This window comes from Nocardioides sp. NBC_00850 (assembly GCF_045207335.1).
Classification (GTDB): domain Bacteria; phylum Actinomycetota; class Actinomycetes; order Propionibacteriales; family Nocardioidaceae; genus Nocardioides.
Window position 1 is genome coordinate 4175847 of sequence record NZ_CP108845.1, and the last position, 22534, is coordinate 4198380.

At 71.3% G+C, this 22534-nt stretch carries 16 protein-coding genes and 1 pseudogene; 6 read left to right on the plus strand and 11 right to left on the minus strand.

Going from position 1 to position 22534, the window contains the following annotated elements; genetic code table 11:
• Nucleotides 1-13: 13 nt before the first annotated feature.
• Together OH802_RS20295 and OH802_RS20300 are read right to left on the minus strand one after the other, a co-directional pair.
• A complete protein-coding gene (locus OH802_RS20295) occupies nt 14-2986 on the minus strand; it encodes an ATP-binding protein (protein ID WP_406021464.1) in 2973 nt (990 codons plus the stop codon).
• Between the two features lie 153 nt (nt 2987-3139).
• A complete protein-coding gene (locus OH802_RS20300) occupies nt 3140-4258 on the minus strand; it encodes an FAD-dependent monooxygenase (RefSeq protein ID WP_406021466.1) in 1119 nt (372 codons plus the stop codon).
• 147 nt (nt 4259-4405) lie between these two features.
• On the opposite strand from OH802_RS20300, the gene OH802_RS20305 reads away from it, so the two are divergent.
• The 3 genes from OH802_RS20305 to OH802_RS20315 are packed head-to-tail and all read left to right on the plus strand — an operon-like array spanning nt 4406 to nt 8671.
• Nucleotides 4406-5359, plus strand: coding sequence for a GntR family transcriptional regulator (locus OH802_RS20305; RefSeq protein ID WP_406021468.1), 954 nt, complete (start codon nt 4406-4408; stop codon nt 5357-5359).
• A 33-nt stretch (nt 5360-5392) separates the two neighbouring features.
• A complete protein-coding gene (locus OH802_RS20310) occupies nt 5393-6415 on the plus strand; it encodes a threonine aldolase family protein (protein ID WP_406021470.1) in 1023 nt (340 codons plus the stop codon).
• 51 nt (nt 6416-6466) lie between these two features.
• Nucleotides 6467-8671 (plus strand): acyltransferase family protein, encoded by a 2205-nt coding sequence (locus tag OH802_RS20315; protein WP_406021472.1) that lies wholly within the window; start codon nt 6467-6469, stop codon nt 8669-8671.
• A gap of 65 nt (nt 8672-8736) precedes the next feature.
• On the opposite strand, the gene pheT is transcribed toward OH802_RS20315, so the two are convergent.
• Both pheT and pheS read right to left on the minus strand, forming a co-directional pair.
• Nucleotides 8737-11241 (minus strand): phenylalanine--tRNA ligase subunit beta, encoded by a 2505-nt coding sequence (gene pheT / locus OH802_RS20320; RefSeq protein ID WP_406021474.1) that lies wholly within the window; start codon nt 11239-11241, stop codon nt 8737-8739.
• Nucleotides 11238-12359 (minus strand): phenylalanine--tRNA ligase subunit alpha, encoded by a 1122-nt coding sequence (gene pheS, locus OH802_RS20325; protein ID WP_355225471.1) that lies wholly within the window; start codon nt 12357-12359, stop codon nt 11238-11240. Before pheS ends, pheT begins: the two co-directional genes overlap by 4 nt.
• 162 nt (nt 12360-12521) lie before the next feature.
• Between pheS and OH802_RS20330 the strand changes: the two genes are divergently transcribed.
• From OH802_RS20330 to OH802_RS20340, 3 genes are read left to right on the plus strand one after another with little or no spacing between them, the layout of a single operon-like run.
• Entirely contained in the window at nt 12522-13319 is a 798-nt protein-coding gene (locus OH802_RS20330) for an ABC transporter ATP-binding protein (protein ID WP_406021477.1), read from the plus strand.
• A gap of 27 nt (nt 13320-13346) precedes the next feature.
• Nucleotides 13347-14360 carry an iron-siderophore ABC transporter substrate-binding protein gene (locus tag OH802_RS20335; RefSeq protein ID WP_406021479.1) on the plus strand — a complete coding sequence of 338 codons (1014 nt, stop codon included), beginning with the start codon at nt 13347-13349 and terminating at the stop codon, nt 14358-14360.
• The gene (locus tag OH802_RS20340; RefSeq protein ID WP_406021481.1) at nt 14357-16456 is read left to right on the plus strand and encodes an iron ABC transporter permease; all 2100 of its coding nucleotides are present in this window, start codon (nt 14357-14359) and stop codon (nt 16454-16456) included. The genes OH802_RS20335 and OH802_RS20340 overlap by 4 nt, the downstream gene beginning before the upstream one ends.
• A gap of 13 nt (nt 16457-16469) precedes the next feature.
• Here OH802_RS20340 and OH802_RS20345 read toward each other — a convergent pair whose 3' ends face one another.
• From OH802_RS20345 to rplT, 7 genes and pseudogenes are all read right to left on the minus strand, one after another.
• Nucleotides 16470-17249, minus strand: a complete 780-nt coding sequence (locus tag OH802_RS20345; protein WP_406029364.1) for a sensor histidine kinase — start codon at nt 17247-17249, stop codon at nt 16470-16472.
• 135 nt (nt 17250-17384) lie between these two features.
• A pseudogene (locus OH802_RS20350) lies at nt 17385-17489 on the minus strand (PAS domain-containing protein); the annotation flags it as partial.
• Between the two features lie 59 nt (nt 17490-17548).
• Nucleotides 17549-18751, minus strand: coding sequence for an oxygenase MpaB family protein (locus OH802_RS20355; protein WP_406021483.1), 1203 nt, complete (start codon nt 18749-18751; stop codon nt 17549-17551).
• 69 nt (nt 18752-18820) lie between these two features.
• Nucleotides 18821-20008, minus strand: a complete 1188-nt coding sequence (locus OH802_RS20360) for an MFS transporter (RefSeq protein ID WP_406021485.1) — start codon at nt 20006-20008, stop codon at nt 18821-18823.
• Nucleotides 20009-20012: 4 nt separating this feature from the next.
• Nucleotides 20013-21068 carry a MerR family transcriptional regulator gene (locus tag OH802_RS20365; RefSeq protein ID WP_406021487.1) on the minus strand — a complete coding sequence of 352 codons (1056 nt, stop codon included), beginning with the start codon at nt 21066-21068 and terminating at the stop codon, nt 20013-20015.
• Nucleotides 21069-21237: 169 nt separating this feature from the next.
• Entirely contained in the window at nt 21238-22029 is a 792-nt protein-coding gene (locus tag OH802_RS20370) for a TrmH family RNA methyltransferase (RefSeq protein WP_406021489.1), read from the minus strand.
• An 84-nt stretch (nt 22030-22113) separates the two neighbouring features.
• The gene (rplT, locus tag OH802_RS20375) at nt 22114-22497 is read right to left on the minus strand and encodes a 50S ribosomal protein L20 (RefSeq protein WP_160023841.1); all 384 of its coding nucleotides are present in this window, start codon (nt 22495-22497) and stop codon (nt 22114-22116) included.
• Nucleotides 22498-22534 lie beyond the last annotated feature (37 nt).

The window sequence follows — 22534 nt, forward strand, 5'->3', positions numbered from 1 at the left end:
CGGCTCTCAGGTCTCAAGCCAGGCGCGCGATGACGCCGCGGGCCTCGTCCAGCAGGGCGAGCCCGCGGCGTTCGCCGTACTCCTCGCAGACCCGTTCCAGTACGCCCGGCGCGAGCCGGTCCGCGTCGGCGACCGCACGCTCCCAGCGCATGTCCAGGAACGAGCGGGAGTAGCCGAACCGGTCGGCCAGCACGACCAACCGCACCGACTCCTCGCGCGGCAGCGCGTCCCGCAGCAGGCCCCACAGCCCGAGCGCGAGCAGCACCATCCCGGTGACGGGATAGTCCTGAGCTCGGCGCTCCTCCGAGACCAGGCGCGGCGCCTTGCCCATCAGGGCCTCGAAGAGGTCGGCGCCCTCGGCGCCCTCATCGTGCCGGGCGGAGGCGACCACGGTGACCGCCTCCGCCGCCACGCGCCACGGCACCAGGTCTGGGTCGTCGGTGAAACCCGGGAACGGCATCTCGCCCATCGTCGCCACCACCTCGCGGAACAGCGCGAGCCCCTCGCCGACCCGTCCCTGGGCGAGGAGGAGCTGCGCCCGGGCGCCGTGGACGGCGCCCCGGGAGCCGAAGCCACCGCGAGGCTGCTCGTCGGCGAGCTCGGCCAGCATCTCGGCAGCCTCCTCGAGGCGGCCCTGCTCCACGGCGTACGTCACCAGGATGGCGTTGGTCTGGACGAGGTCGTCGTCGGCACCGAGACGGCGCAGGACCGGGACGGCCTCGCGGGCGTGCTCGGCCGCCTCGCCGAGACGGCCGAGCTGGGCATAGAGGCCGCTGAGCTGGGCGTGCAGCATCGCCTGTGGCCAGAGGCCGCCGTCGGTGCCGGTCAGGCGCAGCGCCTCCCTCCCCGCGGCGACCGCACCCTCGGGGTCGCCGAGGTTCTCCCGCTCGTGGCTGAGGAAGGTGTAGGCACGAGCGCGTACGTCTTGGTCGGGGTCGGTGACCAGGTCGGCCAGCTCGTTCTCCAGCGGCGGGCCGGTTCCGCCGGCGACGCTGCCCGCCATCGCCTGCATGACCTTCAGCATCACCCTGAGCTGCGGGTCCGCGGCCTCGGCGCCGACCCGGTCCAGGATCGTCATCAGCCGCTCGAGACCGGAGCCACCGGTCACGGCGGCGCCGAAGAGCAGCAGGGCCAGCACGAGCCGGGTCTTCTCCAGCAGTTCGGGCGGCGGTTCCCACTCGGCGAGCAGATCGGCGACCGGTCCGGCCAGCATGATCACCCGCTGGTGCTCGCCCGCGATGGTCCAGAAGACACCCATCGCGCAGAAGAGACGGATCACCGACTCGGCCTCGTCGTCGGCCAGGACCTGGCGCAGGATGTCGGCGAGGTTGCTCTCCTCGGCGCGCAGCTCGTCCATGGCGTCGAACTGCTCCGGGGAGTAGATCCGGCCGGCGCTCGCGTCGGCGTAGTCTCGCGCCCACGCCCGCTGCGCGGCTCGGGCCGCGGCGTCCTCGCCGGCGTCGATCAGCTGCATCCGGCCGAACTCGCGGACGGTCTCGAGCATCCGGTAGCGGAAGCCGAGCGGTGCGTCGACGACGGTCAGCAGCGACTGGTCGACGAGCTCCTCGATCGCGGCGAACGTGTCGGCGCCGAGCATCGCCTCGGCCGCCGCGAGGGTGAACCCGTCGTGGAAGACCGAGAGCCAGCGCATCGCCCGCCGCTCGCGTTCGGAGAGGAGGTTCCAGGACCAGTCGATGACCGCGACCAGGGTCTGGTGGCGATCGGGAGCGCTGCGGTCGCCACCGCGCAGCAGCTCGAACCGGTTCTCCAGCCGCCGCGCGATGTCGTCGACGGACATCGCGCGCACCTTCACGGCGGCCAGCTCGATCGCCAGCGGCAGGCCGTCGAGCCGGGTGACGATCTCGTCGACCCGGCCCTCGTCGAGGTGAACCCCGGGCCGCGCGGCGACGGCGCGGCGCCGGAACAGCTCGCTGCCGTCGTACGTCCCCAGCCGGCCGAGCGGGTAGACCCGCTCCGCGCCGATGGCGAGCGGGCTCCGGGAGGTGGTGAGGACGGTCAGGTCGCGCACGGTCGCGACCAGGAAGGCGACCAGGTCGGCGACGGCGGCCACGATGTGCTCGCAGTTGTCGAGCACGAGCAGGGTCGGCACGCCGTCGAGCTGCTGCGCGATCCGCGACCGCACATCGGCCCGCTGATCGGGAGTGAGCCGGTCACGGTGGGCGACCGAGTCGCGCACGCCGAGAGCCGAGCCGACCTCGCTGACCAGATCCTCGGGAGCGGTCACGCCGACCAGCTCGACGAAGTGGACCACCGGCTGCTCGGCGCCGTGGGCGATCACCTGGGCCAGGCTGGTCTTCCCCAGCCCGCCGGGGCCGAGGATCGTGACGACCCGCGAGCCCTTCAGCAGGGCGGAGACCTCGGCGGCGTCCTGCTCGCGTCCGATCAGCACGTCGGCGTCGTGACGCAGCCCCGAGCGCACCGGACGGTCGCGCGCGAGCAGCTCGGTATGGACGGCCCGCAGCCGTGGGCTCGGGTCGACCCCGAGCCCGTCGGCCAGCCCGGTCCGGTACGTCTCGAAGCGCTCCAGCGCCGTCGGCACGCCGTGCACCGCGGCGAGCGCCCGCAGCACCGCCTCGGTGACCTCCTCATCGGGGTCGAGCCCGACGAGCCGTTCGAGGAGCGGGAGCGCCTCGGCGTACCTCTTCTCGGCGGCCAGCCTCAGCGCCTCCGGACGGAGCGACCAGGCGTCGACGTCGCTGGTCTGGAGGTTGAGGCGGTAGCCCCGCGGCGTACGTTCGATGGCGCTGGAGTCGGTCGCCGTCCGGGCCCGGGAGACCACCACCTGGAGTGCCTTCGAGGGGTTGGCCGGGACGTCGTCACGCCCCCAGACCTCCTCGACCAGAGCAGCCTCGGAGGCACCTCGCGGACCGGCCTCGACCAGTGCGCGCAGCAGCGCCCGGGTCCGCTCGCCGGCCACCGGCGCGCCCGCCCAGGTGACCTCGTCCAGCACACTCAGCGTCGTCACAGCCGCCATTCTGTCATAGCGATATATCGCGTACGTACGGGATAGATTCCAGCCCTCCTCGACGCGCCGCCCGCATGTAACACGTTGTTCGTAGGACTGCTCGCCCCATTAGATAGGGCGAGTAGTCCTACGAACAACGTGTTACCCCGCGTCCTAGCCGGCCGCGTCCAGCTCGATCAGGTTCTTGACGGCATCGACGCGGCGCGTCGACTCATCGGGGTCGACGGTGCGGCGGTCGATGAGGGCGAGCTCCTGGTTGGCCTCGACGAACGGACGCATCCGCTTCTCATAGCCGACGAAAGCCTCGCCATGATCTGCGGCGCGACCGAGCTCGAGGGCGAGCACGTAGGCGCCGACGAGGGCCAGGCTCGTGCCCTGGCCGGAGAGCGGCGCGGCACAGTGAGCCGCGTCGCCGAGCAGGACGATGCGTCCGCGCGACCAGGAGTCCATCCTGATCTGCGCCATCGAGTCGAAGTAGAAGTCCTCGGCGGTCCACATCCGCTCGATGAGGTTCGGGACCTCCCAGCCGAACCCGGTCACGTGCTCGGCAACGAGCCGCCGCTGCGCCTCGATGTCGTGGTGGTCGTAGTCGATCGGGTCGGCCGCGAAGCCGAGGAAGATCCGCAGCTCCCGGTTGTCGCGCACGGTCATCACGGCACCGCCGTCGCGGCCGTTGTTGATCCAGGTCTGCCAGTGGTCCATGCCGAGGAAGTTCTCCTGGCTGAACACCGACAGGTACGTGCCGAGGTGATGGATGTAGTCGCCCTCGGGCCCGAAGACGAGGCGGCGGGTGTTGGAGTGGAGGCCGTCGGCGCCGACGACGAGGTCGAAGCGGCGCGGGGCGGCGTGCTCGAACTCGACCAGGACTCCGTCGGCGTCCTCGCGGATCGCGGTGATCGAGTCGCCGTAGAGGTACTCGACGCCGTCGAGACGCTCGTGGACCAGGTCGACGAGATCCTCACGGAGGATCTCGATGTCATCGGAGTCGAGCTGCCCCGAGGAGAGCGCGAACTCCTCCGAGCGCATCAGCTCGTTGCCGTCGGCGTCGAGCATGTTCATGCCGTTCGACTCGTTCTTCAGCGCACGCGCCGGGGCTTCGAGCCCCATGCGGCGCAGGACGGTGAGGGCTGCGCCGCGTACGTCGACGGCCTGGCCACCGCGACGAAGTGCCGGCGCACGCTCGACGACGACGGGAGTCAGGCCCTGCTCGCGGAGCCAGAAGGCGAGGGCGGCGCCGGCGACACTGGAGCCGGAGATGAGGACAGTGGTCATGAGAGTTCCTTCGGATACGGCGTATATCTGGATCATCAAGGACCGTAGCGAATGTGCTTCTGACCTGGCAAGATATAATTTGTTCTGGACTAGAACAGTGGTTCTCTGGCTAGAATCTGTCCTAGCACAGAGAAGAGGAGGGCCACTATGGCCGGCTCGACCGAACCGACCTACGTCCGCATCGCCACCGAACTGACCCGACGCATCGAGGCCGGCGAGATCGCCCCCGGCGGCAAGGTGCCCTCGACCCGACAGGTCGTCCAGGAGTTCGGTGTGGCGCTCGCGACCGCGACCAAGGCGCTCGACGTCCTACGTGCCGGCGGGCTGGTGATCACCCGCCCCCGTTCGGGCACCGTGGTCGCGCCCCGCGACGACGCCTCACGGACCCCTGGGGCGAAGGCCCTCACCCGCCAGCGCATCCTGGCCGAGGCGGTCGGGATCGCCGACGCCGAGGGGCTGGACGCGGTCTCGATGCGCGCGGTCGCGGGGCGCTGCGGAGTCGCCCCGATGTCCCTCTACCGCTTCGTCGAGGGCAAGGACGAGCTGGTCGCGGCGATGGCAGACGCGGTCTACGCCGCCTCGCCCTTCACTCTCGATCCCGACGCCCCCTGGCGCGAGCGCGCCGAGTCCCTCGGCCGCGAGCTGTGGCGGCTCCACCGCAACCACCCGTGGCTGGGCCGCACCCAGCCGCTGACCCGGCCGATGATGCTCCCCAACCTGCTCCGCTTCGGCGACCGGCTGCTCGGCGCGCTCGAAGGTCTCGGGCTGCCACCGAAGACGCAGTTCGACATGCACGTGCTGCTCTACAACCACGTCGCGGCGCTGGCCGCGAACATCGAGCGCGAGGACGAGGCGATGTCCCAGACCGGGGTCTCCGCGGACGAGTGGACCGACCGCCAGTACGTCCCCCACTTCAGCGACGACGCCTTCCGCACCCGCTTCCCCCACGTCGCCCGCCTCTTCGGCCCGGCCGCCCTGCTCGCCGACGGCTACGACATGGACATCGACGAGCTCTTCGAGCTCGGCTACGGCCTTCTCCTCGACGGCATCGAGGCGTACGCCCGACGGCATCGCGAGCGACCCGCTGACCGAGCCGACTGATTGGGCCGACCAGGCGGCGGCCAGAATGGGTCCGTGACCGTCGAACTGCGCTCTGACAACGCCGCCTCCGTCTCCCCCGCGATCCTGGAGGCGATGGCCGCCGTCAACTCCGGCTCCGCGCTCGCCTACGGAGGTGACGAGGTCACCGCCGCGCTCGAGGCCCGCGTCCGGGAGGTCTTCGAGCACCCGACGGCGCGCGTGTTCCCGGTGCTGAGCGGCACCGCCGCCAACGCGCTCTCCCTCTCCGCACTGACCCCGCCCTGGGGCTCGGTACTGTGCCACGAGACCGCGCACATCCTGAGCAGCGAGGGCGGCGCCACGTCCTACCTGAGCGGCGGCGCGGTGATGACGGGTCTCGCCGGCGAGGGCTACAAGATGGCGCCTGAGGCCCTGCAGGCCCACCTGGACGGCGTACGTTGGGGCGACCCGCACCACTCCCAGCCGGCCGTCCTCTCGCTGACCTCACCGTCCGACTACGGCACGGTCTACTCCGTCGCCGAGATCTCCGAGCTCACCGGGATCGCCAAGACCCGCGACCTGCGGGTGCACCTGGACGGCGCCCGGTTCGCGAACGCCGTCGTGGCCACCGGCGCCGCTCCGGCGGACCTCACCTGGCGGGCCGGCGTCGACGTACTCTCCCTGGGCGCGACCAAGAACGGCGCCCTCTCGGCCGAGGCGATCGTCTGCTTCAGCGACGCTCCCGCCGACGAGCTCGTCTACCGCACCAAGCGCAGCGGCCACGTCACCTCCAAGATGCGCTACCAGTCGGCCCAGCTGCTGGCCTACCTCACCGACGACCTCTGGCTCGACAACGCCCGCAACGCCAACGAGCGGATGGCCGACCTTGCCGCCGGCCTGGAGAAGGCAGGCGTACGCATCACCAACTCCGTCGACGCCAACCTCGCCTGGGTGGATCTCCCCGAGGAGACGGCCGACCGCCTGGAGGCAGCCGGGGTGCTCTTCCACCGGCTCGGCGGCCAGGTCAGGTTCGTGACGTCGTGGCAGACCACGAGCGAGGACATCCGCACCGTCCTGGAGATGCTGGGCAGCGCCTGATACCCGCGGGGGCCATGCGCTGTCGACGGGGATTGCTAGCCTCATGTGCCTATGTCTTCCGACATCTCGGTCCCCTCCCCCGCCCCCGCCGCCCCAACGGCTCCCCCCAAGGCCCCCGCAAGGCAGCTGCGCGGCGACGTCCAGGGGCTACGCGCCGTCGCCATCCTCACTGTCCTGGCCGCCCACGCAGGAGTGTCCTGGTTCGCCGGCGGGTTCGTCGGCGTCGATGTCTTCTTCGTCATCTCGGGCTTCCTGATCACCCAGCAGCTCGTCGGTGAGCTCGGCCGCACCGGCCGGATATCGCTGAGACGCTTCTACGCGCGCCGGGCCCGGCGCATCCTCCCGGCCGCCACCCTCACCCTCGCGGGCACCGTGGTCGCCGCGGTGGTCCTGCTGGGTCCGGCGCAGGTCGCCCCGCTCGCCGTCGACGCGGTCTGGGCCTCGGCGTTCGCCGCCAACATCCGGATGGCCATCGCCGGGACCGACTACTTCCATGCCGAGCTGCCGCCCTCGCCGGTCCAGCACTTCTGGTCGCTGGCGGTCGAGGAGCAGTTCTACCTGGTCTGGCCGCTCGTCGCGCTGATCTGCATCCTCCTGGCGAGCAGGATCGGCGCCTCCCGGGGCGGCGGCGAGCGCGACGTCCAGCAGGGCTCGGCACGGGCTCGCCGCTACCTCCTCGCCGCGATCGCGCTGATCACCCTCGCGAGCTTCGTCTGGTCGATCGTCCACACGCCGGGCGAGGCGACCGCGGCCTACTTCTCCTCGCTCACCCGCGCCTGGGAGCTGGGGATCGGCGCGGCGCTGGCGATCCTGGTCACCAGCGGCCGGGTGATGCAACGGCTCGGGGGCACGCCCCTGGTCCGGGAGGTCCTCGTCCTGGGCGGGCTGGCCGCCATCGTCTGGGCCTGCCTGGCCTACGACGAGTCCACCCCGTTCCCCGGCTACCACGCCGCGCTCCCGGTGCTCGGCTCCGCGGCCGTCATCCTCGCCGGCGCTCTGCCCTCGGGCGAGACGACGATCGGCGCCCGGCTGCTGTCGGTGGCGCCGATGCGGGCGATCGGCGACTGGTCGTTCTCGCTCTACCTGTGGCACTGGCCGCTCCTGGTGCTGCCCGAGATCGTCCTCCAGCGCGAGCTCACCTGGCCCGAGCGCGGTCTGGCAGTCGCGGGCGCGTTCGTGCTGGCGTACGTCTCCTTCCGGCTCGTCGAGGCGCCGTTCCGTGAGGGCGCGCTGTGGCGGCCGACCCGGCGCGCGCTGACCTTCTACCCGGTCAGCATCGCGCTCGTGGCGACCATCGCGTTCGGCGGCACCGCCTACGCCGACTTCGAGGCCACCCGTGGCTCCTTCCAGCCGGCGATCACCCTGGCCAGCGCACCCGCCGCCCCTCCGTCGCTGGACAAGCAGGAGGCGCTGGTGCGGGCGTCGGTGCTCGCGGCGCGCGAGGACACGCCGGTCCCGACCGAGCTGCGTCCCGCGCTCACCGAGCTCGACTCCCTCAAGCCGAGCCGGACCAGGTGCGACTACACCGACGACTCCGAGCGTGACCTGTGCGTCGACGGCGACCCCGACGGAGAGAAGACGATGGTGGTCTTCGGGAACTCCCACGCCCTGCACTGGGTCCCGACCCTGAACCGGATCGCGAAGCAGCACGGCTTCCGGGCCTACTTCCTGGTCAAGAATCGCTGCGTCTCGGCCTCGATCACCACCGACCGCGGCGGCGAGAAGGATCCCTACACCGAGTGCGACGACTTCAACCGGTGGGCGTTCAAGCAGTTCCGGCGTCTCAATCCCGACCTGACCGTCGTCTCCACCGCCCCGCCGATTAAGGGCGTCTTCGACGAGGACGACCGCTGGGTCGGCGAGACCAGCAAGATCGACGAGCTCATGCGTCCGGCCTACACCGACTTCCTGCGCCGGGTGGACAAGCACACGAGGCGTACGGTGCTGATCCGCGACATCCAGGGCTTCGACGCCAACGCCGGCACCTGCCTGTCCCGCCCGGGCGCCACCCTGGGCGACTGCTTGATGGGCGCGGTGGAGTCGCGGGAGCGGTCGATCGACGTGCAGGTCCGGGCGGCCGAGGAGGTCGGTGTCGACGTCGCCGACATGAGCTCCTACTTCTGCTGGGACGGGTCCTGCCCAGCCGTCGTCGGCGACACCATCACCCACTACGACGGCACCCACATGTCGCGCCAGTACGCACCCCAGCTCGCCGAGCCGCTGGCCCGAGAGCTCGGCATCCGCGGCCGAGGATAGCGGCCGTACGCAGACGGGGAGGGCCGCTCGCATCGCGAGCGACCCTCCCCGTACTGGTCAGAACCTCAGCGCTGGACGGCGCCCGTCAGCTCGGCCGCCCTCGCGACCGCCGCATCGCGTGCGGCCGCGGTCTCCTCGGCCTTCAGCGTGCGGTCGGGAGCACGGAAGCGGAGCGCGAAGGCGAGCGACTTCTTGCCCTCGCCGACCTGGTCGCCCTCGTAGACGTCGAAGAGCCGAACGGTCTCCAGCAGCTCGCCGGCACCCTCGCGCAGCGCGGCCTCGACGGCGGCCACGGTGACGTCTACCGGCACGGTCAGCGCGACGTCCTCCTTCGCGATCGGCATGGTCGAGAAGACCGGGCCGGCGGCGGTGGCGGGCACCTTCGAGATCAGGAAGTCGAGGTCGATCTCGACCGCTGCCGAACGGGCCGGCAGCCCGAACGCCTTACACACGTTGGGGTGCAGCTCGCCGGCGTGGCCGAACTCGACACCGTCGACGGAGACGACCGCACAGCGCCCCGGGTGCCACGGCGCCCGCGAGGCCGAGGCGACCTCGACAGGGACTCCGAGCTCGGTGCCCAGGCGGCGTACGACGTCGATGGCGTCGGCCCATGAAGCGGTCTCGGCGGCGCCCCACCAACCACCGCGCGTACGCTCCCCGGCGAGCACGACGGCGAGATGCAGCGGCTGGCGCGGGATCGCGGCGAGCAGCTTCTCGAGCTCCTCCTCGGTCGGGCGCCGGTCGACGCCGTAGATCGGCGCGGCCTGGTCCACCGGGAACGCGACGGTCGCGGTCTCGAAGAGAGAGACCCCGTCCTGACCTCGGGAGACGTTCCGGGCGGCGACCTTGAGGAGGCCCGGGAGCAGCGTCGTGGTGTAGCCGGGCTCCTCGCTGCTGAGCGGGTTGGCCAGCTTGACGGTGTGCCGCAGCACGTCGTCGGCGGGCAGCCCGAGGCGATCGAAGTCGGCCTCGCCCACGAACGGGAAGTCGACGACCTCGACCAGCCCGGCACCGGCCAGGGCACGCCCGATCCGGCGGCGCAGCTGCTGCGCGCGGGTCAGACCACCACCGGTCGCCCGGCGCGGCAGCACCGAGGGAACCTTGTCGTAGCCGACGATGCGGGCGACCTCCTCGACGAGGTCGTAGGGGTCGGTGAGGTCGACCCGGTAGCTCGGGATGGTCGCGCGCAGCGAGTCACCCGACACGGCGACCCGCGCGCCGATCAGCTCGAGCGACTTCACCACCGTCGCCTCGTCGATGTCGAGCCCGATGATCCGGGCCGGCAGGTCGACCGGGATCGTGATGGTCCGGAACGGCTCGCGCGTCTCGAGCGAGGCCCCCGGCCCGACCTCGGAGACACCGACGGCCTGGCCGCCACCGTGCTCGACGAGCAGCTCGACGACGCGCTGGGCCGCGGCGGGCGGCAGCAGCGGGTCGACGCCGCGCTCGAAGCGCTTGGACGCCTCCGAGGGAAGCTTGTGGCGCTTCTGGGAGCGGAAGACGGTGGTCGGGTCGAAGTGCGCGGCCTCGACCACGATGTCCGTGGTCGACTCCGAGATCTCCGTCGACGCCCCGCCCATGACACCGGCGATGCCGATCGGGCCGGAGTCGTCGGTGATCAGCAGGTCCTCCTCGGAGAGCACCCGGACCACGTCGTCGAGCGTGGTGATCTTCTCGCCCTCGCTCGCGCGTCGCACCACGATGTCGCCGGACAGCTTGGCCCTGTCGTAGCAGTGCGTCGGCTGGCCGAGCTCCATCATCACGTAGTTGGAGACGTCGACAGCCAGCGAGATCGAGCGTACGCCGGTGGCCTCGAGCCGCTTCTTGATGAACTCGGGCGTCGGCGCGGCCGGGTCGAACCCGGTGATCACGCGGGTGACGAAGAAATCGCAGCCGTCGGCCTCGAGCCGGACCGGGTAGCCCGAGCCGTCGGCGACCGGGTAGTCGACCTGCGCCGGGTCGTGGAACGGTACGTCGAAGCCGAGCGCCGCGTCCCGAGCGATGCCGCGCATCGACAGGGCGTAGGCACGGTCCGGGTTGATCTCGAACTCGATGATCTCCTCGCCGAGCCCGAGCACCTCACGCGCGTCGGTCCCGGGTGCGGGAGCGTCGGCCGGCAGCACGATGATGCCGTCGGCCTCCTCCCCCAGCCCGAGCTCGCGCGCGGAACAGATCATTCCGGCCGACATGTGGCCGTAGGTCTTGCGGGCCGAGATCTGGACCCCGCTTGAATTATTTGGCCCCGGCAGCACGCCCCCGGGCAGGATCACGACGACCTTGTCGCCCGGCTTGAAGTTGTGCGCGCCGCAGACGATCCCCTGCGGCTCACCAGTGCCGTTGGCGTCACCGACGTCGACGGTGCACCAGTTGATCGTCTTGCCGTTCTTCTGCGGCTCGGGCTCCTGGGTGAGCACCTGGCCCACCACGAGCGGGCCCTCGATGCCTGCGCCGGAGGTCTCGATCGCCTCCAGCTTGAGGCCGAGCGCGGTCAGCCGGTCGGTGATCTCCTCGATGCCGAGATCGGCCGGCAGGTCGACGTACTCCTTGATCCAGGAGAGGGGGGCCTTCACAGTTCACTCCCGAATGCAGTAGTAAGCCGGACGTCGCCCTCGAAGAGGGTGCGCAGGTCGGACAGGCCGGTGCGGAACATCAGGGTGCGGTCGATGCCCATGCCGAAAGCGAAGCCGCTGTACTTCTCCGGGTCGACACCGCACGCGACCAGGACGCGCGGGTTCACGATCCCGCAGCCGCCCCACTCGATCCAGCCCTCGCCCTTGCAGGTGCGGCAGGTGACGAGCTGACCGTCTCCGGCGTCGACGACCTGCGCGCCACGGCAGACGAAACAGGTCAGGTCGACCTCCGCAGACGGCTCGGTGAAGGGGAAGTACGACGGCCGGAACCGGGTCACGATGCCCTCGCCGAACATCTGGGTGGCGAAGTGGTCCAGGGTGCCCTTCAGGTTCGCCATCGAGATGCCTTCGTCGATGGCGAGGCCCTCGACCTGGTGGAACATCGGCGAGTGGGTCGCGTCGTACTCGTCGGTGCGGAAGACGCGTCCGGGGCAGACCACGTAGATCGGTGCTTCGCGGGTCAGCATGGTGCGCGCCTGCACCGGGCTGGTGTGGGTCCGGAGAACCACGTGGTTCTCGGCGGGCTCGGTCCAGAAGGTGTCCTGCATGGTGCGGGCCGGGTGGTCCGGGCCCAGGTTGAGGGCGTCGAAGTTGAGCCACTCGGCCTCGATGAGCGGGCCCTCGGCGACCTCCCAGCCCATCGCCACGAAGATGTCGGCGATGTACTCGGCGCCGGTGGTGAGCGGGTGCCGCCCACCAGCCGGGAGCCGGTCGGTCGGGAGCGTCACGTCGACGGTCTCCTCGACCAGCATCCGCGCCTCGTGCTCGGCCTCGAGCACCTTCTGCCGCGCGGCGAGCGCCTGGTTGACCGCGCCGCGCGCCTTGCCGACGCGCTGGCCGGCGTCCTTGCGCGCCGCCGGCGGCAGCGCGCCGATCTCGCGGTTGGCCAGGGCCAGCGGCGAACGGTCGCCGGCGTGGTCGAGCCGTGTCTGCTTGAGCTCCTCGAGACTGGTCGCGGCGTCGATGGCCTTGAGCGCGGCGTCGCGCGCGGCCTCGACCTCCTCAGCCTTCAAGGGGGTGACCTCTACCGGGTCATAGTCGGTGTTGGGACCGGACATCACTGGCTTTCGTCGCATGAGTGTGTGAGCGACAGTCTAGGAATCCGGCGGCCCGCGACGCGAACCGGTAACCGGTGAAGGGTGTCGCCGGTTCCAGATTTAGCCGATCGCATAGTGGGCCCCTCTGGACAGCGCCCGATTTAGTTAGGCTAGCCTCACCTCATGCCCCCAGCCCTTTCCGGCCATGACCTCGTGCTCGGCTATGCCCGCGCCACCGTGGTCCATGGAGTCTCGATCGGTCTCGAGTCGGGGCGGGTGACCGCGCTGATCGGGCCGAACGGCTCGGGGAAGTCGACCGTGCTGCGCTCCCTGGCGCGGCTGCACCGGGTGACCTCCGGGTCGGTCCAGCTCGAGGGCGCCGACAGCGCGCCGCTGAACGCACGCGCGTTCGCGCGCAAGGTCACGCTGCTCTCCCAGTCCCGCCCACACCCCTCCGGCCTGACCGTCCGCGACGTCGTCGGATTCGGGCGCCACCCCCACCGTCGGCGGTTCGCCGCCCTGACGGAGGAGGACCTGGAGAGCATCGACCGGGCGATGGAGCTCACCGGGACCGCCGCGATGGCGGAGCGGGCCGTCGACCAGCTCTCCGGTGGCGAGCTGCAGCGCGTCTGGCTGGCCAGCTGCCTGGCCCAGGACACCGGCGTACTGCTCCTCGACGAGCCCACCAACCATCTCGACCTGCGCTACCAGGTCGAGATCCTTGACCTGGTCCGCGATCTCGCGGACCACCACGGGACGGCCATCGGCGTCGTCCTGCACGACCTGAATCAGACCGCCGCAGTGGCGGACCAGGTCGTACTGCTGCACCACGGCGATGTGCACGCCGCCGGCGAACCCGCTGACGTGCTCACCGCCGAACACCTCTCTGAGGTGTACGGGCTCCCGATCGAGGTGACCTCCGATCCGGAGACCGGGCGCGTCCGGGTCGAGCCACGCGGCAGGCATCACGCCCGGCTCTGACGCCGGCGGACACGAAGAGGAAAGACGATGTTTCGACGTACGACCACTGCTGCCCTGACAGCGGCCGGCGCCCTGATGCTGGCCGCCTGCGGACAGACGACGACCGCTGCCGAGTCCGGCGAGCCCGAGAAGAAGGCCTCCGCCGGCTGCGAGGGCGTCGCGACCTCCACCGGCCCGGTCAGCCTCACCGACTCCTTCGGCAACAAGGTCGAGCTCGACAAGCCCGCCGAGCGGGTCGCGGTTCTGGAGTGGCAGCAGACCGAGGACCTGCTCAGCCTGTGCGTGGACCCGGTGGCGGTCGCCGACGGCAAGGGCTTCCGCACCTGGGACACCGCGGAGGAGCTCCCCGAGAGCGCCACCGAGGTCGGCACCCGGGGCGAGCCGAACCTGGAGACCCTGTTCGGCACCAACCCCGACCTGATCATCGTCGAGGCCTATACCGCCGAGGACGAGATCCTCGAGCAGCTCGCCAAGTACGACGTCCCCGTCCTCGCCACCAAGGGCGCCGACGCCAAGGACCCCGTCGCCAACATGGTGACCACCTTCGAGATGATCGCCGAGGCGACCGGCCGCGAGGAGCAGGCCGAGACGGTCGTCGGCGAGTTCGAGGACAAGCTCGCCGACGCCAAGAAGGCGGTCGAGGAGGCCGACGCCGCGGGCACCGAGTTCGTCTACTTCGACGGCTGGATCGACGGCGCCAACGTCGCGATCCGCCCGTTCGGCCAGGGCTCGCTGATCGGTGAGCTCGGCGAGGAGATCGGACTGAAGAACGCCTGGACGGGCGAGGTCGACCCTGCGTACGGCCTCGGGCAGACCGACATCGAGGGCATGACCACCCTCGGTGACGCCACCTTCTTCCACACCGGCACCGTCGACCCCGCCGGCGACATCAACGCCGAGCTGGCCCAGAACAAGGTCTGGAAGTCGATCCCGGCCGTCAGCGAGGGCCGCACCCACGCCTTCCCCGAGGGCATCTGGACCTTCGGCGGACCCCGCTCGGCCGAGCAGGTGCTGGACGCGTACGTCGACCTGCTCAAGTGACCGATGCCCTCAAGGCCCCGCGAGCGGGTGCCGGAGGCGCCTCTGTCGTCCTCCTGTGCCTGCTCGCCGGGCTGCTGCTGACTGCTTCCTGGCATCTCACCCAGGGCACCTCGGGCGTAGGGCCCGCCGACTTCCTCGACGCGCTGCTCGGCCGTGAGCAGTCACACGGCGCGACCGCGTCGACGATGGAGATCATCACCGGGTCGCGGATCCCCCGCCTCGCGGCGGGGATCGCGGTCGGGTTCGCCCTCGGCGTCGCCGGGGCGCTCCTGCAGTCGCTCGCGCGCAACGCGATGGCTGCCCCCGACACCCTGGCGGTGACCGGAGGCGCCTACTTCGCGGTCACCCTGGTCGCCGCGTTCGGCCTGTCGGTCCCGCTGTGGGCCTCCGGCATCACGGCCTTCCTCGGCGGCCTCGTGGCCGCCGGGATCGTCCTCGCCCTCGCCGGTGGCGCAGGCACGTCGACGACCCGGCTCATCCTGGCCGGCTCGGCGGTGGCGCTCGCGCTCCAGGCCGCTACCTCGACGCTGCTCATCCTCTACTCCGAGGAGACCACGAGCCTGTTCGCCTGGGGCAGCGGATCGCTGAGCCAGCTCGGGCTGCAGGCGTTCTGGCAGGTGGCACCGGTGGTCGTGGTGGCGACAGTCTGCGGCCTGCTGCTCGCCCGCCGGCTCGACCTGCTCTCCGCAGGCGACGACGCCGCCTCGGTCCTCGGCGTACCGGTCCGCTCGACGCGGGCGATCGGGACCGTGCTCGCGGTGCTGCTCACCTCGGCAGCGGTGACGCTGGCGGGGCCGATCGGCTTCGTCGGGCTCTGCGCCCCGGTCCTGGTCCGCCTGCTCGGCCGGGTCGTCCCGGCGCTGAACCGGCACGCCGTCCTGATCCCGGCCGCCGGTCTCGTGGGCGCCCTCGCCGTGGTCGTGGCGGACGTCGTCGTCCGGGCGGTGCTCGGTGCGGACGAGGCCATGTCGGTGCCCACCGGAGTGACGACGACGATCGCCGGTGCGGTCGTGATGGTTCTCCTCGCCCGTGGCGGACGCGACTCCGGGCCCACCCGCCGGCCACCCGGCGCCACCGTCACCATCCGCAGCCGGCTCCGGTTCCTGGTGGTGCTCGTCCTGCTGCTCGCACTGACCGTCGGGGCCACCGTCGTCAGCCTGCTCGCCGGCCATCAGTGGCTCTACACCGGCGACATCGTCGCCTGGCTCCAGGGCGAGGGCATCCCGCTGGTCCAGTTCGCTCTCGACGAGCGTGCGCCCCGGGTCGCCGCGGCGGTCCTCGCCGGTGGCGCCCTCGCACTCGCCGGCACCTTCGTCCAGGCCACCTGCCGCAACCCGCTGGCCGAGCCCGGGATCCTGGGCATCACCGGCGGCGCCGGCGTGGGCGCGGTCATCGTGGTGACCGGCCTCTCCTCGGGCTGGAGCGGCGGCAGCTCGGCCGCGGCCTCGACGACCACCATGCTCATCGCCGCGACCGTCGGCGCGCTGGTCGCCTTCGGCGTCGTCTACGGCCTGGCCTGGCGGCACGGCATCGACACCGACCGCCTGGTGCTCATCGGCATCGGCGTCTGGTACGGGTCGGTCTCGCTCAGCACCTTCATGCTGGTGCGCTCCAACCCGTGGGACACACCGCGGATCTACACCTGGCTGTCCGGCTCGACCTACGGCCGCAGCTGGGAGCAGGTCGTCCCGGTCGCGGTGGCGCTGGCCGTCGCGATTCCGATCGCCTTCGTGGTGCGTCGCGAGCTCGACCTGCTCGCGCTGGACGACGACACGCCACGGCTGGTCGGCGTCCCCTCGGAGCGGGTGCGCCTGCTGATCCTGCTGACCGCCGCGGTGCTCACCGCGATGGCGGTCTCCGCCGTCGGTGTCGTCGGCTTCGTCGGTCTGGTCGCGCCGCACATCGCGCGCGCCCTCGTCGGCGGGCGCAGCGCGCGGGTGGTCCCGGTAGCCATCCTGGTCGGGGCGTTGCTCCTCGTGGCCGCGGACGCCATCGGCCGCACCGCGATCAGCCCCGCCCAGATCCCCGCGGGTCTCGTCGTCGCGCTCATCGGCGCGCCGTACTTCATCTTCCTGCTGGCCCGGTCCAGGCCGTAGGAACGGTGTGACCCTACGCCGACGGCGGATTCCGGGGCCAGGAGACCTCGATCCGAGCCCCGCCGCCGTCGGCGTCGGCGATCGTGACCGAGCCGCTGTGGGCGCGGGTGAGGCCGCCGACGATGTAGAGCCCCAGACCCGAGCCGCCGCGGGCGCCGTGCTTCCAGAACTTGGTGAACACGCGCTGGCGCAGCTCGGCGGGGATGCCCTCGCCACGGTCCTCGACGACCAGCAGGACCTGGTCGGCGTCGTCCGGCCGCACACCCAGGCTCACGGTGACGACGCCGTCTCCGTGGCGTACGGCGTTCTCGACGAGGTTGGTGACGACCTGGGTGAACTTGTCCGGATCGGCGTGGATCTCGAGCTCGTCCTCGCCGGCGGAGATTTCGAGCTCGATCGGCCTGGAGGTCGCCGAGCGCACCGACTCGACCACGCGGGTGACCAGCACCGTCGCGTCGCTGGCGCGCGGGTAGAGCTGCAGTCGTCCGGTGTCGATCCGGGCCACGTCGAGGAGCTCGGCGATCAGCCTCGAGAGCCGGTCGGAGTCGGAGGCGACGGTCTTGAGCATCAGCTTCTTCTGATCGTCGTTGAGCCGGTCCCACCGGTTCAGGAGCGCCTGGACGAACCCCTTGACCCCGGTCAGCGGCGAGCGCAGCTCGTGGGCGACGGTGGCGACCAGGTCGGAGCGCTCCCGGTCCAGGCGCTTGCGGCCCCGGCCCGAGCGCAGCGAGATCGAGACCTGGTCGACGTCGGCGTCCAGGGACGGGCGCCGGATCGTCGAGACGACCAGCACCTCGGTGCCGTCGGGCAGCAGCCAGGCCTGCTCCGGGGTGCCGGTGACGGTCCGCAGGGTGTCGTAGGGCCGGTTGGCATCGGCCCAGGTCTGCCCCTCGGTGTTGCTCAACGTGAGTACGTCACCCAGCGGCTTCCCCAGGCTCGAGACCGCGTCGACGCCGAGCATCCGCCCGGCCAGGGCGGAGACCAGGACGACCGCGCCATCCGCGTCGGCGACGACGACACCGTCGGGCAGGGCATCGGCGAGTTCTCTGGCGTCCACGCCGCCACCCTAGACCGACCGACGTTCTGGGGCCGCTACTCCGGCCGATTGCTCAGCGGCAGCGTGATCGGCGCCGGGTCGCCGGGCGAGAAGTAGATCTTGATGAAGGTGTGCACCGCCTCAGGGAGCAGGTTGGAGACGAGCGGGATGTTGGGGACCGTGCTCTGGTAGGAGGTCACCAGCAGCGGCACGGCAGCCGCCCAGACGGGGGCGAGCACCGGGTCTTTGTCGAAGGCGATCATGTCGGCGTACGCGTCCCCGATCACGTAGCGCCCCAGCGACTCCAGCTCGTGGCGCAGCAGCGGGTTGCCCTCGCCGATCACGGCGTCGAGCAGCGCCTGGGCGAGCTCGACGCCCTCCCGGGTGCCGCCGGTCGCCGGGCCCATCACCTGGTCGTACTGCGCGTACGCCGCGGCCCAGTCCTTCGGCAGATACTGCTCCTGCACGCCGAGGAGGTGGAGGTCGACGTTCCAGGCGTGCAGGAAGGCGTCGGCGAGCTCCTTGCTCGGCGCGATGTCCCACTCGGTGAACTTCTTCATCACCCAGGTGCCGAGGCTGTGGAAGGTGACCAGGATGTCGGCCTGGCTGATCGGGATCTCCTGGCCGGCGCCGACCTTCGTCCAGTGCGGGGACTGCGGCAGCAGGTGGCGTACCGCGGCGTGGACCATCCGGGTCTTGACCGAGTCGACCATCAACCGGCCGGACGCGGTCCAGCCCTGGGCGTCCATCACGTCGTAGCCGAGCACGGTCGTCTTGGCGATCCGGTCGCGCATGTTCGCGCCACCGTAGGAGTAGTAGACCGACCACGCCTCGCGCTTGATGGCGCAGCTGATCAGGCCGCTGCCGAGGGTGTAGAGGAGCGCGAGGAAGAAGCCGTACCTCTCCTCGTTGAATGTACCGGCCAGCTGCAGCTTCCCCTGGTCGGCCCAGGCGGGGAGGCGGCGCGCCTCTTCGATGAAGTCAGCCAGGTAGCCCGGCAGCCCGTCCGGAACCGGCTGGTCGTTGGTGGTCCAGCTCTTCAGGATCTCGTTGACCTCGGCGACCTTGTCGATGCCTTCGCCGTAGAGACGCTCGATGACCGGGTCGGCGCGGACGTCCCAGACGTACTCGGGATCCAGCCCCTCCCCTGTGCCCGCGATCGACGCGCTCGGCGACCACGTCCACAGCGGGAAGGTCGCGCCCGCGGCCGCCGCCGCGCCGCCCGAGGCCAACAGTCGTCGTCTGCTCACGTTCGTCATGCCGTGCTCCTTCGCATCGCCCTGAGAGAACCCCCGCATCCCGAGTGAAACAGATTTACCTTTCGTGTATCAGACCCTCTGGGGTATCTGGCGAGGCAGCCGGGCGACTCCGGCGGCGGCCGGCACGGTGGCCAGGAGCAGTGCGGCGATGGCGGCAAGAGCCAGTCGTACGTCGACCCCAGCCGCCACACCCAGCAGCGGCGTCGCGAGCAGTACCGGGCCGGTCTGGGCCAGTTGGGTCAGGCTCGAGAACCGGGCGAGCATCTCCGGCGGGGTGCGGGCGACATAGGCCGGGAGGAGGTAGCTGGTCAGCATGGTGGTGCCGACGCCGACGAGGCCGACCGCGAAGATCCCGGCCCAGATCTCCGTACGCAGCCCCAGCAGCACCACCCCGCCGGCCGCGAGCACCGGGCCGGCGACCGCGACCGGTGCGCGCGGCGCGCCCCACCGGGCGACGGCGAGGGTCATCACCAGTCCCCCGGCCACCCAGGCGCCGGAGACGAGACCCGTCTCGGCGGCCGTCCAGCCGCGTTCGCGGCCGGCGAGCGGCAGTGCGAGCATGACCAGCGGGAGCACCGTCGCGGCGAGACCGGTGATGGCGACCAGGACCGGTATGACGCCGGGCGTGCGCACCGCCGTCCTCGCACCGTCGGCCAGGCTGCGCCAGACCGAGCCCTGGGCGGGCTCGGGAGCCGGCTCGTGCGGTGGCCGGACCAGGAGGAGCGCGACGAGGACGATGGCGTACGTGGCCGCGTCCAGGCCGGCGGTGAGTGGCAGGCCGCCGTGGCCGATCAGGAAGCCGCCGGCCGCGGGTCCCGCGGTGCGGGCGATCTGGTGGGCCGAGCCGACCAGGGCCATCCGCCGATCCAGATCCTCGGCCCCGAAGAGCCGCGGGAAGACTCCCTCAGCGGGCCGCCGCAGGGCCTGGATGGTGCCCGAGAGGGCACCGACCGCGACCAGCATCCACAGTCCCGCGCCACCGATCGCGCCGACCGCGAACGCGGCCATGACCAGCACCATCGCGGCGTCGCAGGCGGCCATCGTCCGCCGGATCCCGACCCGGTCGGCCAGCACTCCCCCGGCGAGCACCAGTACGGCCAGCGGGATACCTTCGATCGTCAGCACCAGGCTGGCCGCGTCGGCGCCGAACCCCGCCGCCGCCCAGCCGATAGCGAAGAAGGTCACCGAGTCCCCGAAGACCGATGCGGTCGACGCTGCCAGCCAGGGGCGGAACCCCTGGCCCTGGGCCACTCCCACGGACTCAGCCTTCGGGGCTGTGTCGCACGGGCATGACCAGCGCGGTGAACCCGGGCTGGTAGGGCGAGATCACCACCACCGGCCGGTCCGGCGCGGTCACCGCCAGCTGCACCTCGTCGCCCAGGCACACTGCCAGCGCGCGACCGAACAGGGCTGTGCCGAGCCGGAGCCGGCTCGGCGGGCCGGTCACCACGCCGCGTACGTCGCTCTGCTCGGCAGCGTGCGGCGAGCGGAGCCGCGTCTGGTCGCCGAGGAAGAGGTCGACCTCGACGTAGGCGGCCGCGTCGAGACCCGCGAGCAGGTCGGCCTTGGCGAGGACCGCGCGGGTGACAGGCGGCTCCAGGCCGGCCAGTACGAGCCGGTGCGCCGGGTAGGTGGTGTCGCGGCCCAGCTCCTGCCCGGCGAGGGTGAGCGTGCCGTCGGCGATGCGCACCTCGGCGGTGGTGATCGCGTCCAGTCGGTCGGCCAGCGCGGCGGCGTCGGGCAGGGACAGGACCGCCCGGCCGCCGTCGCCCTCGGCGGCCGCCGGAAGCTCCCGCACTGCCATCCAGTAGCGGTTGGTCGCCACCACGTCCACGCCCGATCCACCGCTATCGCCCCCGACGTCGATCAGGACAGAAGCGAGCTCGGAGGCCGGATCGGACTCCGCTGCGTGCCGCACCTGCCGGATCGCCGCGGCCAGCACGGGACCGGGCATCTCGACGAGCGCCGGCCTGGCCGCGGGCCCGGCGTCGACGGCGGCCAGCACGCCGCGTACTGCCTCCTCGGCCCGCGCCGTGCGCGCGCTCTGGTCCTCGAGGAACTCCGCCAGCGCTGCCCTGGCCTCACCGGCCGGTGAGTCGAGCACCACCCGCATCGTCTCGATCGGTACCCCGGCCTCCCGCATGCCCACGATCAGCCGGGCCCGGTCGGCGAGCTCGGGCGTGTAGTAGCGATAGCCCGTCCCGGAGTCCACCTCCGCCGGCACCAGCAACCCGCACTCGTCGTAATGCCGCAGCGCGCTCGCGGTCAGGCCCACCGCCCGCGCGAACGCCCCGATCGTCAACAGTGGCTCGTCCATGCCGCAACCATCGTCCTTCACGCGAGTTGAAGGTCAAGCCCCCGCCGAAGCGTCGCGCCGGTCGGCCGAGGCGTCGCGTACGTCGGCCGAGACGTCACCGAGATGCCCACTCGGTCGACGCGAGTGACGTCTCGGCCGGCAACGTTCACCGAGTTACCTCGGTGAGCATTCACGCACGCTGCGCCCGCGCCGAGGCGTACACACACAGCGCGGCGGCGGTGGAGAGGTTGAGCGACTCGGCCTTGCCGAAGATCGGGATGCTCACGATCTCGTCGGCCTCGGCGGCGAGCTCGGGCGGGAGGCCCCACGCCTCGTTGCCCATCAGCCAGGCGGTGGGCCGGGCGAGGAGTGCGTCAGCGCTGAACAGGTCGGCGGTGCCGTGCATGTCGGCGGCCAGGACGGTAAGGCCGGCGGCCTTGGCTGCCTTCACCGCGACCAGCGGGTCCCGCTCGATCGCGATCGGGAGGTGGAAGGCGGAACCGACCGAGGCCCGGATGGTCTTGGGGTTGTAGAGGTCGACCGAGTCGCCGGCCAGGATCACCCCGGACGCGCCGGCCGCGTCGGCGCAGCGGATGACGGTGCCGGCGTTGCCGGGATCGCGTACGTCGGCACAGATCACCACGAGGGGACCCGCGATGTCGCCGAGCGGCACATCGAGGAACCGGCACAGTGCCACCACCCCGGCGGGAGTCACCGAGTCGGAGAGGCCGGCCATCGCTCGGTCCTCGACCAGCGTGACCGGTTGGTCGGCCAGCACCGAGGCGTACGTCTCGGCGCCGGCTTCGGTCGCGAAGATCTCCTGCACGCAACCAGGAACACCGAGCGCACCCTCGACCGCCTTCGGACCGTCGGCCAAGAAGACCTGCCGCTCCGAGCGAACCGCACGTCGCGCGAGCTTGCGGATCTCCTTGAGGCGCGAGTTCCCCGCGGACAGCTTCACGTTCTCCCCCGACTCATTCACTGACGAAGACTCCCACGTCGCAACAGAGAACGACGCCCCCAGCCCGGCACAGCGGCCGGTGGGGGCGTCGTTTCAAACGCAAGCTCAGGCGTTCGCCGGGGCGTTGACGTCCTCCGGCAGAGCAGCCTTGGCCTGGGCGACGATCGCGTTGAACGCGGCCACGTCGTTGACGGCGAGCTCGGCGAGGATCTTGCGGTCGACCTCGATGCCGGCCAGGTTGAGACCCTGGATGAAGCGGTTGTAGGTCATGCCCTCGGCACGCGCCGCGGCGTTGATCCGCTGGATCCACAGCTTGCGGAAGTTGCCCTTGTTCTTGCGGCGGTCGTTGTAGGAGTAGACCAGCGAGTGGGTGACCTGCTCCTTCGCCTTGCGGTAGAGGCGCGAGCGCTGGCCCCGGTAACCGGAGGCCCGCTCGAGGGTGGTGCGACGCTTCTTCGCAGCGTTCACTGCGCGCTTGACGCGTGCCATTTCAGTGCTCCTTGAATGCTCTGGGGAAAGTTCGGGT